Source organism: Synechococcus sp. OH30 (assembly GCF_047462175.1).
GTDB lineage: Bacteria > Cyanobacteriota > Cyanobacteriia > Thermostichales > Thermostichaceae > Thermostichus.
Genome location: NZ_JANSIP010000006.1, coordinates 129,346 through 141,360 on the forward strand (window position 1 = coordinate 129,346; position 12,015 = coordinate 141,360).

Annotated in this window: 10 protein-coding genes; 5 read left to right on the forward strand and 5 right to left on the reverse strand. The window is 62.2% G+C overall.

The genetic code is table 11. The features are described 5' to 3' along the window. Positions 1-17: 17 nt before the first annotated feature. Entirely contained in the window at positions 18-2,132 is a 2,115-nt protein-coding gene (locus NW830_RS08560; RefSeq protein WP_414361599.1) for a transglycosylase SLT domain-containing protein, read from the reverse strand. Positions 2,133-2,155: 23 nt separating this feature from the next. Beyond that, positions 2,156-4,117 carry a prolyl oligopeptidase family serine peptidase gene (locus NW830_RS08565; protein ID WP_414361597.1) on the reverse strand — a complete coding sequence of 654 codons (1,962 nt, stop codon included), beginning with the start codon at positions 4,115-4,117 and terminating at the stop codon, positions 2,156-2,158. Between the two features lie 154 nt (positions 4,118-4,271). Here NW830_RS08565 and mnmH point away from each other — a divergent pair, with 154 nt between their 5' ends. From mnmH to NW830_RS08590, 5 genes are all read left to right on the forward strand, one after another. Beyond that, complete coding sequence (gene mnmH, locus NW830_RS08570; RefSeq protein WP_414361596.1) at positions 4,272-5,339, forward strand: tRNA 2-selenouridine(34) synthase MnmH; 1,068 nt, start codon at positions 4,272-4,274, stop codon at positions 5,337-5,339. Between the two features lie 456 nt (positions 5,340-5,795). Beyond that, positions 5,796-6,083 (forward strand): hypothetical protein, encoded by a 288-nt coding sequence (locus NW830_RS08575; RefSeq protein WP_414361594.1) that lies wholly within the window; start codon positions 5,796-5,798, stop codon positions 6,081-6,083. A 25-nt stretch (positions 6,084-6,108) separates the two neighbouring features. Then, complete coding sequence (locus tag NW830_RS08580; protein ID WP_414361593.1) at positions 6,109-6,945, forward strand: SpoIID/LytB domain-containing protein; 837 nt, start codon at positions 6,109-6,111, stop codon at positions 6,943-6,945. 101 nt (positions 6,946-7,046) lie between these two features. Beyond that, positions 7,047-8,138, forward strand: a complete 1,092-nt coding sequence (gene chlG, locus NW830_RS08585) for a chlorophyll synthase ChlG (RefSeq protein ID WP_414361591.1) — start codon at positions 7,047-7,049, stop codon at positions 8,136-8,138. Between the two features lie 156 nt (positions 8,139-8,294). Beyond that, positions 8,295-8,750 (forward strand): hypothetical protein, encoded by a 456-nt coding sequence (locus tag NW830_RS08590; protein WP_414361590.1) that lies wholly within the window; start codon positions 8,295-8,297, stop codon positions 8,748-8,750. A gap of 59 nt (positions 8,751-8,809) precedes the next feature. Here NW830_RS08590 and NW830_RS08595 read toward each other — a convergent pair whose 3' ends face one another. The 3 genes from NW830_RS08595 to NW830_RS08605 form a co-directional block, all read right to left on the reverse strand. Next, complete coding sequence (locus tag NW830_RS08595; RefSeq protein WP_414361588.1) at positions 8,810-10,186, reverse strand: MFS transporter; 1,377 nt, start codon at positions 10,184-10,186, stop codon at positions 8,810-8,812. A gap of 66 nt (positions 10,187-10,252) precedes the next feature. Continuing rightward, entirely contained in the window at positions 10,253-11,656 is a 1,404-nt protein-coding gene (locus tag NW830_RS08600; protein ID WP_414361587.1) for an aspartate ammonia-lyase, read from the reverse strand. Between the two features lie 15 nt (positions 11,657-11,671). Next, positions 11,672-11,911, reverse strand: a complete 240-nt coding sequence (locus tag NW830_RS08605; protein ID WP_414361585.1) for a hypothetical protein — start codon at positions 11,909-11,911, stop codon at positions 11,672-11,674. Positions 11,912-12,015 lie beyond the last annotated feature (104 nt).

The window sequence follows — 12,015 nt, forward strand, 5'->3', positions numbered from 1 at the left end:
GCAGTCGAGGGAGTTGGTTAGCTGGGACGCTGACGGAGGCGCTGGCTGACCAAGGTGCGCCCCTCTTGGGTGTAGAGCTGCCAGTAGTTCCAGTAGTTGCCAAAGACAGACTTGACATAGCCACGGGTTTCGGCAAGGGGGATTTGCTCCACAAACTCATCGGGATCCTCAAAGCCGAAGCGGCTTAGCCATCTGGCCACATTGCCAGGCCCGCCGTTGTAGCTGGCCAGGGCCAGCAGGGTGTTGTCTTGATAGGAGCGGTGGGTGTAGTCAAAGTACCAGCATCCCAGGCGCAGGTTGTCGGCAGGGTTGGTGAGGCGGTACTGGGCTAGGCCAAGCTTCTGGGCAATCCAGCGGCCGGTGGCAGGCATCACCTGCATCAAGCCCAGCGCTCCCGAGGCGGAGACAATCTCCGGCTCAAAGCGGGATTCCTGGCGGATCAAGGCCGCCACCATCAAGGGATTGAGGTTAAATTGCCGCGACCAGTAGGCCAGCCCAGGCCGGGCATAGGGATCCCCCTCCCACGTGTTCTCTGGGCTGGCGTAGTAGTGCAGCGGGTAGACAGCCTGCCAGAAATCCTGGCGCTGCCTCAAGCTCGGCAGCAGCGGGTCAGGCTCGGCGCTAAAGCGCAAAGCAGCCACCTGGTTGATCCCCTGGAGGTGTTCGCCAGCGTTGTTGCGCAAAATGCCGCTGGCAAAGCGCTCGGCCACGCTCATCTGGCGCGGATCCCGGTGCTGCAGAGCCATTTCCCCCTGCCAGCGCTCCCAGGCCAGTTGGCTGGCGCCGATGAGATGCAAAGTTTGCGTGGCCTCAGAGAGCGCCGGCAACGGTTGGCGCACCGGCTGAAAGTCCACCTCAACCCTTTGGCGGCCGCTGGAGAAATCTCCTACTGGCCAGCCCAGTTGCACCGCCGCCCGCCAGGCGTAGTAGGTGTGAGGGAATCGCTGCAGCACCTGGTGATAGATTTGCCGTGCCGCCGCCCTATCCCCCAGCCGTTCCCGCCATTTGCCCGCCCAGTAGAGCAGCTGCGCCCCCATTTCCGTATCCTGCTGGGCCAAGCCAATCTGCTGGGCCAGAGCAATAGCTGCCCTGAGATTGCCCGCTTGCGCCTGGCGCCAAGCCACCGTCCAGGCGGCGTTGGCTGCTGCTTCGCTGGCCGGGAAACGCTCCCAAAGGGCCTGCCGCACCGCCTGGGCCGACTGCGGGCTGCCGTTGCGGTCATAAAGCTGGCTGAGGCTGAGCAGGGCCTCTGGGGCCTCTGGATCCGAGCCGGATCCTACCTGTCGGAGCAACTGAAGGGCTGTCGGCAGGTCGCTCAGCTCGGCCAGGCGACGCCGGGTGAGGGAGGCCTCGGCAGCCTCGGGAAATTGCGCCAGCAGCGCTTGGTAGGCGGCCCTGGCCTGGGGAAACTCCCGCGAGATTTGGTGGCTGCGGCCCTGGCGGTAGAGGTTTTGGGGGGTGGCAGGGGCGTGTTTGTAGGCGCGGGCGGCTTTGCCGTACTCCCGCTGCTCCCAGTAGGCATCGGCCAGGATCTGCCAGTCGGAGGCTGTGAGGGATCCCTCCTGGGCTTGGCGCCAGCGATCCAAGAGGGGCGTTAACCCAGGGGTTTGCGGGTGATGTTGGGCCAGATCCCGCAGCAGGTCGTAGCGGTCGGGATGCTGCTGCAGCAAGTGCTGGAGGGCGCGAGCAGTCAAGGGGTGAGTGGGAAATTGCCGTCGCAGTTGCTCCACCTGGCCCATTCCCCACAGGGCATAGGCGGCTACAGGACTGTGGGGGTACTCCCGCAAGATCTTGGGCCACCAGATCTGGCGGGCAGTTTCTCGATCCCCCAGCTTTTCGTAGGCCTGGGCCCTGAGCTTCCAAATTTCATCGGTGAGAACTGGCAGCTTCTCTTCCAAGCCTTGCAAGGACTCCAGGGCCGCTTGGGCTTGGCCGGCCTGGAGGGCTCTGTAGGCGCGCAAAAAGGCAGCGCCAGAAGTCGCGCTTAGGGATGTCGGCGGCACCGCCGCCATCTCAACGGGTTCTGCCCAGGAAGAAGTGTAGAAGCCCCAGAGGGCGCCGCCCAGGACTCCGCCTGCTGCTAAGGCCGCGGCCACCCATCGCCTCCAGAGGTTGCTGGTTAGGCTCCCCATGCCTCCCTCCCCCAGCTCCTTGACTACGATACCCAATGGGGAGGCGCTGAGCCAGGGCAGGGAGAACTCCAGTTGGCGATGGGAACTGGCTCGAGGGGCTCTGGCAGGGGAAACCCCAGGATCTGGGCGTAGAAGTAAAGCTCTGCCTCCAGCGCCCGCTTGAGGTTGGCCGCCTGGCGGAAGCCGTGCTGCTCTCCCTCAAAGGGCACGTAGGCCACCGGGATCCCTTTGGCCTTCAGGGCAGCTACCATCTTCTCTGCTTGGTTGGGAGGAACGATGGCGTCCTCCAGGCCTTGAAAGAAAATGATCGGGCAGTTGAGACCCTCTAGGTGGTGGAGGGGAGAGCGCTCTCGGTAGAGGTCCTGCCGTTGGGGGTAGGGGCCAATTAAGCTCTCCAAGTAGTGGGACTCAAACTTGTGAGTTTCCCGGGCCAGCGCTTCTAGGTCACTGATGCCGTAGTAGCTGGCGCCGGCGCGGAAAACCCTGTGAAACGTCAAAGCCGCCAGGGTCGTGTAGCCGCCGGCACTGCTGCCGCGAATGAGCAATCGCTCGCCGTCAACCCGGCCCTGTTGGGCCAGGAATTGGGCTCCAGCAATGCAATCTTCCACGTCCACAAGGCCCCATTGGCCCTTGAGGGCCTCCCGGTAGGCCCGTCCATAGCCGCTGCTGCCGCGGTAGTTGACATCCAAAACGGCAATCCCCCGGCTGGTCCAGTACTGGATCCCCAAGTCGAGCACGGCTGCTGTCGCCCCCGTGGGCCCGCCGTGACTTTTGACCAAAAGGGGCGGCTTTTCGCCGGCAGGGGCCACGAAGTCGCGGTTCTTGGGAGGATAGAAGAAGCCGTAGGCCACTGTCCCGCCAGAAGTGGGAAAGGTGATGGGCTCAGGGATCGACAAGTACCCAGGATCCACCGCCGCGCTGCTAGAACGGGCCACCACCTCCAATTGGCCAGAAGGTAAGTCCAGACCGACCAAGGCCATGGCTTCGCTGGGGGATCCGGCCAGGAAGGCAGCTTTTTCGCCGCTAACTTGGAGGTTGTGGAGCTCGGTGTAGGGCAGGGGGAGCTCCTGCCGCCGTCCTGAACGCGGATCCAAAAGGGCCAGGTGGCAGAGCCCCTCCTGCCGATAGATGGCCAGGATTTGCCCATCCCCACAAAAGCCGTAGGTGCTCAGGCCAAACACCCACTGGGGCTCCCCAAACTCTGCTTCCATAGGACAGAGGGGAATTGGCCCCGAGGGATCCCAGCGGTAGAGGTTCCACCAGCCGCTGCGGTCGGAAACAAAGTAAAGCTCCCCCTGCGGCGACCACTGGGGTTGGAAAATGGACTCAGCCGGGCCACCAACAAGTTTCTGGGGTTCTCCCAAGCTGCCGTCAGGAGCCACTTCCGCCCGCCACAGCTCCGTGCCGTCCCAGGGCATCTGGGGGTGATCCCAGACCAGCCACACCAGGGTCTGACCGTCTGGGCTGAGTTGTGGGCTGGCGTAGAAATCGTGGCCCCTAGCCAAAACTTGCTGGGATCCGCTTTCTAGATCGATGGCCACCAGCGTATTTTCTGGCTCTCCCTGCTGGCTGTGATCCTCGCGCACGCAGAGGATGCGCCGGCGCCTCCTGTCCACCACCCCGTCGGCATAGCGGTAGGGGCCGGGCTCGGTGAGGGGCTGGGGAGCCAACCCCGGCAGCAGGCGGTAGAGCCGTTGATCGGCAAAGTTGCAAAAGTACACCACCCCCTCAGAGACCCAGTAGGCGCCACCCCCGTACTCGTGGACACGGGTGCGCACGTTGAAGGGTGCTGGCGTCAGTTCCTGCACCGTCCCATCGGCAGCTCGCCGCACCAGTACATTTCGCCCCTTCTCCTGCGGGCGGCCCTCTATCCAGTAGAGATTGCTCCCCTCCCAAGCCGGTTGCCCTAGGCGCAGGGACCCGGCCACCACTAGGTCAGCGGTAATTGGGGATCGCCAAGATCCATAGCTAGCCTGTTGCACCATTTCCCAATCCTTGCCAGCCCAGGACTCCCATTATGGCGGAGGGAAGGGATCCCTGCCCCGACGGAAGAAAAGCAACCTTTGGCTGCTCCCTCGCCCAGAGATCTGCCAGGATCAAGCAGGAGAGAACCTAGTTAACTCCCTCCTCCCTGCGTCTGTGGCTGCTCCCATTCACGTCACCGCCGAACCCTGGCTGCACACCTACAGCGAAATCATCGATGTGCGCTCGCCGGCAGAGTTTGCCGAGGACCACTGGCCGGGGGCCATCAACCTGCCTGTACTCGACGATGCAGAACGGGCAGAGGTGGGCACCCTCTACAAGCAGGTGGATCCCTTCACGGCCCGCAAGCGGGGAGCTAGCCTGGTGGCCCAGAACATCGCCCGCCACCTACAGACCCACTTTGCCGACAAGGACCGGGACTACCACCCCCTCATCTACTGCTGGCGGGGAGGACAGCGCTCGGCCAGCCTGGCGCTGGTATTGTCCCAGGTGGGCTGGCAGGTTACAGTTTTGCAAGGTGGCTACAAAACCTACCGCGCCTGGGTACGCCGACAACTGCAGAGCTTGCCCCAGGAGTTCACCTACCGCGTCCTCTGTGGGCCGACGGGGAGCGGCAAAACCCAGTTGCTCCACTACCTGCAGCGCCAGGGATCCCAAGTCCTCGATCTAGAAAAGCTGGCCTGTCACCGGGGATCGGTGCTGGGGGGCGAGTGGGGGGTGCCCCAGCCGAGCCAGAAGTTCTTTGAGAGCCAGTTGGTTCAAGCCTTCCTCAAGTGGGATCCCGCCAAGCCGGTCTGGGTGGAAGCTGAGAGTGCCAAGGTGGGCCAGCTCCACCTGCCCCCTGCCCTTTGGCAGGCCCTCACCCAAGCCGACTGCATAGAGGTGCAGCTGCCCCTGGAAGAGCGGGTGAAGGGGTTGATTGCCCACTATCCCCACTGGATTGCCCACCCCCAGGCGCTAAAGGAAAAATTGCAGTCTCTCAAGTCCCGCCACGGCCAGGCCCGCCTGCAGCGCTGGTTTGAGCTCATCGATGCCCAAGACTGGCCGCAGTTTGTCCGGGAGCTACTGGAGCAGCACTACGATCCCACCTATCGGCACAGCCTGCAGCGGAACTTTCATCGTATTCGGGCCCGGCTTGAGCTGCCTGACCTCTCCGAGTCCAGCCTCAGGGAAGCTGCCACCCGCCTCCTTGAGATGTCGTCTGCAGCTCGACCAATGCGGTAGGCCTTGGGGCCCCCACCCGAAGCAACTGTCTGAGTTTGAGCTCCAAGGGAGACTTGAGAGGAAGTGCAGGTGAGGAAAGGGAGCAGCTCCAGCCAGGGCAGCAACGCAACTTGGGCATCTTGTTCGTAGCCGGCCGGCTTTTCTGGGCCAGTTTGTCCTCCCTGCTACCCACCCTGCCCCTCTGCGTCAAGGATGCCAGCAGCACTAGCCAACAGGTGGGCCTGGTGAGGGGGCCTTCCCGGTTGGGCTGCTGGCTTTTCGAGCTTGGCTGGGACGCCTGGCAGATGGCCACAGCTGTAGGAGCAGCAGCAGTGGCTCCCTTGCCAGCTGGATTCCGTGGGTAGCGCTGGTGTGGGCCTTCCACGGGATCAGCATTGTGGCTTTTGCCACTGCCTACGTGGCTCGGGTAGCGAATCTGGCCCCTGAGGGAAGACGCGGCGAAGTTGGGTCAATCCCGTGGGGGTTGCTATTGGCCCCGTGTTGGGCGGCTTTTTGCAGGAACTCACCGGCTATGGGCCTCGGTTTTTCTCCGCTGCCCTGCTAAGAGGGGTGGGCTTTCTCTGTACCCAAGCACTTCAAGAACGGCAGCAGGAACAGAGGGGATCCCCAGCCCGCGACCCAAAGGTGCGCTCCCTCACGGGGGTAATGCTGCTGGGGGGGTTGGCCTTCGACATTGACACTCCCCCGACTAAAGTTGGGAGATTCTGCGGACCTGCCTCTTCGCCGTCTCTTGTCCTATCCTAAGCTGAGGTTGCTGGAGAAACTCGAGATGGCAGCGCGGCGTTGGCTTGCCTTCATCGGATCCCTGCTGCTAAGCGCCTTGGGGAGAGGGGGGGAAGAGGCTTGGGCGGTAACAGTGCGGGTACAGCTGGCCGATACCGCCACTCCTTTGGTGGTGGGAGTTTCTCTGCCTGCCCAACTAACTGATGGCCGCGGAAAGGTGTTGGCAGAGCTGCCGCCCCTAAGGGGGTTTTGGGCCCGCCCCAGCCCCCGGGGGGTGCAGCTGCACAAGGCCGTTAGTCCAGTACTGTTCATCGAGCCGCCAGAGGGCGGCCTAGTGGCAGTCAATGGCCGCTGGTATTCCGGCAAGGTGCTCTTGATGGGCTACAACCGCTTGCTGGCCATCAACTACGTTCACCTCGAGGAGTATGTGGCCAGTGTGGTGGAAGCCGAAATGGGATCCCGCTTCTTACCCGAGGCCCTGAAGGCCCAGGCAGTGGCTGCTCGCACCTATGTTCTTTACCACCGCAATTCCCGGCGCTGGTTTGATGTGTATAGCGACACCCGCTCCCAGGTGTATCGGGGCCTCTCGCAGCGCTCGGCAGCTGCCCTGGAGGCAACACGGGCCACCCGCGGCGTAGTCCTGGTGTACGGGGGAAAGTTTGTTAATGCCATGTACAGCGCCAGTGCCGGGAGCCAGACCGTTGGAGTGGACGGGATCCCTTATTTGCGGAGCCTGCCGGACTTCAGTCCCTATCCCAAGCTTGGCCATGGCATTGGCATGAGCCAGTGGGGTGCTCAGGAGTTGGCCCGCCAGGGCTGGAGCTACCGCCAAATTTTGGCCTATTATTACCCAGGCGTTAGACTTGCCCGCTTGCCAGAGTAAGACACCTCTCGAGGTTGCTGGAGCCCTTTGAGGGAAGGGGAGAAAATGCCGCAGAATAGGGATGGCTCTCCCCGTATTGAAGTTTGCCTGCGCACCCCACCATGAGCAACCTGAACGAAACGACTTCCTCTGGTCCAGCCGCTGTACCGCCAACAGGCGGAACAGGCTCTGCTGAAGATCCCGCCGCAGGAGAAAGCAGAGCTGCCGCTCCCAAGACCGCCCCAGGATCGGACAAGGAATCCGCCAGCCGGCGTGTCCGTCAACTCCTGGGTATGAAAGGGGCGGAGGTGGAGTCTCGCTCCGTTTGGCAAGTTCACTTACAGCTAATGAAGCCTGTAACCTGGATCCCGTTGATGTGGGGTCTGATTCCGGGGGCAGCCTCCTCTGGCCACTTTACCTGGACTTGGGAGAACGTGGCCCTCATCCTGGTGGCCATGATCCTGGCCGGCCCCCTAATGACCGGCTACACCCAGACCCTAAACGAGTACTACGACCGCGAGATTGACGCCATCAACGAGCCCTACCGCCCCATTCCTTCCGGAGCCATCTCCCTCCGGCGGGTGGTTATCCAGATCTGGGTGTTGCTGATTTTGGGGCTGGCGCTGGCCTATGCCCTGGATTGGTACACCGGCCACGACTTTCCGGTCATCACCTGCATTGCCCTGGCGGGAGCCCTAATTGCCTACATCTACTCGGCGCCGCCCCTGAAACTAAAGCGCAATGGCTGGCTGGGCAACTACGCCCTGGGCGCCAGCTACATTGCTTTGCCCTGGTGGACAGGCCACGCCCTGTTTGGCCAGCTCAACTGGACAGTCTGCATCCTAACTCTAATCTACAGCTTGGCCGGCTTGGGGATTGCCGTGGTCAACGATTTCAAGAGCATGGAGGGGGATCGGCAGTTTGGCCTGGCCTCGCTGCCGGTGATGTTTGGCGCTATGGGGGCGGCCTGGATCGCGGCGCTGATGATCGACCTATTTCAGTTCGGCATGGCCTCGTTTTTGCTGGGAGCCGGCCTAAAGCTCTACGCCGCAATTTTGGTGCTGCTTATTATCCCCCAGATCACCTTCCAAGACATGTACCTGCTGCGGGATCCGCTGAAGAATGATGTGAAGTACCAGGCCAGCGCTCAGCCTTTTCTAGTGTTGGGCATGTTGGTGGTGGGTCTGGCGCTGGGGCGTTCCGGGCTGTGGTAGTCGAGCCGAAGGCCAAGTGCCCATCCTGGCAAGCGAGGTGACGGCTTCCGCCCTGGCTCATCCTCTCTACCGGGGCCAAGATCAAGCTAGGGATCCCTCTAAGGTAGCCGATGGATCCCAAAGAGTGGAATGGCCCTGGGCCAAAGGAGAGGTCCGATGAAACTGTTTTTTCCCTACCCACTGGGGCTAAGCCTGGCTTTGCTCTTGGGGGCTGTCGCTCCTGTACAAGCTCAGCGGATCGTCATTGATGGCCGCGGGATCGTTGTCGAACCCAGCACCGGTGGCTCGGTTATCCTCAACCCCGGCCAGCCGCTCTTGGCTCCGTTCCCGCCCGGGGGAGTTCCTTTTTCCATCGATGCCGAGGGCCAAGTGGTCTCTGCCCCTGGCTACCGCTGCAGCGCCACCACTGCTGCCGACAACTCCCCCATCATCTGCCGCTCCCAGTTCAATCCCAACGACGTGGTGGTCTACGAGCGGGATGGCCGCTCCAACACCTTCTTCGTCAATACTGACAACACCGGGATCCGGCCCAGCGGCAGCGGCCTGCGGATTCTGCCCAACTCCGAGCCGGTGCAGCCTTCTGGCAGTGGCTTGCGCATCCTTCTCAACTGACAACCGGGATCCCTCTCTCTCCGCTGGCAACCAGCAGTCGCCTGTGTCTAAGAGGATCCTCAGTGGGCAGGTTGGGATCCCGCCCGTCTTGCTTCTAGTTCCTGCAGGATCTGCCGGTGGCGCTGCCGGGTGATGGGGTAGAGCCACACCAGCAGGATGCCGCCGATTAAAACCACCGCCGGCAAGGGGCCAATGGCAAGGCGGATGGCCAACAGGGCCGACTCCGGCTGGGTGGGCGGTGGCTCCCCGGCCACCGAAGGGATAAAGCCAGACCACTCCAGAACTTGCCCTAGGAAAAACAGCCCCAGTCCTAGGCCTACCTTTTGCAGGAACACCATCAAGGCGTAGAAGATCCCTTCCCGCCGCTCCCCAGTGTGCAGCTCATCCAGGTCGATGACATCCGGCAACATCGACCAGGGGCCGAGATAGGCCGTGGCCGAAACCCCCACCCCCGCCAACAGCGCCAGGGCAATCATGAGCCGCTCCTGGCCGGGCTGTAGGAAAAACAGGCCGGCTTGCGAGATCAGCCAAAACCCCGCCCCGATCAGGTACATGGCGCGCTTGCCCAGGTGGGCGCTCAGTCGCGTCCAGGCAAACAGGGTCAGCACCGCAACGCTCTGAACCGCCAACACCACTAGCGAGATCCACACTTCCGGCAACTGCATCCAGAAAACGATGAAATAGGGGATGATCGTGGCCGTAAACTGAAACGCCAGCCAAGAACACAGGTAGATGCCGCTGACAAATAGATAGGGGCGGTTGCTGAAGGCCACCCGCAGTTGCTGCAGTAGGGGCAGCGGATCCCGCCAGGATTGATACTGTTCTCGCACCCCCCAAAAGCAGAGCAGCAGGGGCAGAGCCGAGATTACCCCAAAACAAGCTCCCGCCAGCAGATGGCCAGCAGCCCGATCCGGCAGCAGGTTAACCAAAAGCGGAAAGGTGACTACTGCAACCATGCTGCCCCCCACCGAGAAGGCAAAGCGGAACTGGTTGAGCTGGGTGCGCTCGTCGTAGTCTTGGGTTAGCTCCGCTGTCAGAGAGGCATAGGGAATGTTGGCGGCAGAGTAGAAGGTGTTAAACAGCAGCGACACCGCCAGGTAATAGGCAGACAAAAGCCCAGTTCGACCGGGAAAAGGGATCCACCACTGCGCCGCAAAGGTCAGGGCAAAGGGAAGAGCCGAAAACAGCAACCAGGGGCGGCGACGACCCCAACGGCTGCGGGTGCGGTCGCTGAGGATGCCGATGAGGGGATCGTTGAGGGCATCCCAAAAGCGGGTGATGGCGTAGATGCTGCCGGCCAGGCCCGCCGCCAGGCCGACAGTATTGGTGAGAAAGGGCAGCAGGAAAAAGATGAGGATATTGGCCGTCATGCCCGTGCCCAGATCCCCCACCCCATAGGCCAGCTTGGTCCACCAGCTTAGTCGTCTGTCGGCCATGGCTTGCTCGGCAAAGGGGTGTTGACGGGGAAGGGGCGGAGGCCAATGGCCTTTGTGGCAGAGGGGCTAGACGCGCATCTGGCTCATTGCCTCTAGATCTAGCACCCTGGCCACCTCTTCTGGACTCATCAAGTTGCGCTCCAGGACAATCTGGCGGATGGGCTTCCCCGTTTCCAGGGAGATCTTGGCCACTTCTGCCGCCTGCAGGTAGCCAATGTAGGGGTTGAGGGCAGTCACCAAAGCCAGTGTCCCCTCTGCATAGCTGCGACAGCGATCCGCCTGGGCGGTGATGCCGCTGACGCAACGTTCAGTAAAGACCCGCAGGCTGTTGTTGAGGATCTGCAGGCTATGCAGGAGGTTATAGGCAATTAGGGGCATCATCACGTTGAGTTCAAACTGCCCTGCCTGGGCCGCAAGGACAATGGCAGTGTCGAGGCCGATGACCTGAAAGCAGACCATGTTCAGCATCTCAGCCATCACCGGGTTGTACTTGCCGGGCATGATGGAGGAGCCGGGCTGCACCGGCGGCAGTTGGATCTCTTTAAGGCCGGTCTTAGGGCCGGAATCCATCAGCCGCAGGTCATTGGCCAATTTGATGCCGTCTTGGGCCAGGTTGCGCAGGGATCCCGATAGGTGCACAAAGGGGGCCATGCTCTGCATCGCCGCCATGGGATGGGGAGCCGGCGTGAGGGGCAACTGGGTGTACTCTGCCAGCCGCTGCACCACCTTTTGCCGGTATAGGGGATGGGTGTTGAGGCCGGTGCCAACGGCGCTTCCCCCCAGCCCCAGGCTGCACAGGGCTTGGCTGGCCTCCTCAATCCAGCGACGGTGCTGGGCAAAGATGGCTGCGTAGGCGCCGAAGCTGTCCCCTAGGCGCACCGGCACTGCATCCTGCAAATGGGTGCGGCCCGCCTTGAGGATGGCGCGAAACTCCTGCGCCTTTTGCTCCAGCGCCGTCACCAGGTTGTCCAGCGTGCCCAGGAGATCCCGCTGCACCCGCAGTAGGGCGGCCAGACGAATGGCGGTGGGGATGACATCGTTGGTGGACTGGCCATAGTTGACATGGTCGTTGGGGCTAACCCGCTCGTAGCGCCCCTTGGGCTCCCCCAGAATCTCCAGGGCGCGGTTGGCCAGCACCTCGTTGACGTTCATGTGGTGGGAGGTGCCTGCCCCGGCCTGGTAGACATCCACCACAAACTGATCCCGCAGGGATCCCTGGAGAATCTCGTCTGCTGCTTGGACGATGGCCTTGGCCACCTCAGGGGGAATGCAGCCCAGCTCGCCGTTGACTTCAGCCGCCGCCTTTTTAATGAGTACACAGGCCTCCACGTACTCCGGTAGCGGCTTGAGGCCGCTGATGGGAAAATTTTCAAGAGCCCGGGCGGTTTGGATGCCGTAGTAGACCGACTGGGGCAATTGCCGCTCCCCCATCGAGTCCCGCTCGCTGCGCACTGGTGGCTCTGAAGGCATGACCGTTTGGCTTGCTTAGCTGGCAGGGTTCGATCCCTTTTCCTGCAAGGCAGCCAACTGCTGGCTGAGGCGCTCGTTGTTTTCCGCCAAAACTAGCACCATGGCTGCACAGGCTAGGTGAACTGCAGCCCGAAACTCTGCTGAGGTCTTGTACTGGGCCAACGCCTCACTGTCGCCCTCGCGGGGGCTGAGGATCAGTTGGACTGACTTTTGGGCCAGATCTTTCAGTTCCCGTTCCGTTAAACCCAGTTGCACCGCTTTTGCTCTCCCTGTAAACTAGGAAACCAACTTTGCCCCGCCCTCGTTGCCAGCAGGGCTGCCATCTGGTTATCCTACCGCGGTTGTTACCCCAATCCAGC

Coding starts and splice junctions, on each gene's coding strand:
- NW830_RS08560 (WP_414361599.1), bottom strand. CDS start 2,132: ATGGGGAGCCTAACCAGCAACCTCTGGAGGCGATGGGTGGCCGCGGCC.
- NW830_RS08565 (WP_414361597.1), bottom strand. CDS start 4,117: ATGGTGCAACAGGCTAGCTATGGATCTTGGCGATCCCCAATTACCGCT.
- NW830_RS08580 (WP_414361593.1), top strand. CDS start 6,109: ATGGCAGCGCGGCGTTGGCTTGCCTTCATCGGATCCCTGCTGCTAAGC.
- chlG (WP_414361591.1), top strand. CDS start 7,047: ATGAGCAACCTGAACGAAACGACTTCCTCTGGTCCAGCCGCTGTACCG.
- NW830_RS08590 (WP_414361590.1), top strand. CDS start 8,295: ATGAAACTGTTTTTTCCCTACCCACTGGGGCTAAGCCTGGCTTTGCTC.
- NW830_RS08595 (WP_414361588.1), bottom strand. CDS start 10,186: ATGGCCGACAGACGACTAAGCTGGTGGACCAAGCTGGCCTATGGGGTG.
- NW830_RS08600 (WP_414361587.1), bottom strand. CDS start 11,656: ATGCCTTCAGAGCCACCAGTGCGCAGCGAGCGGGACTCGATGGGGGAG.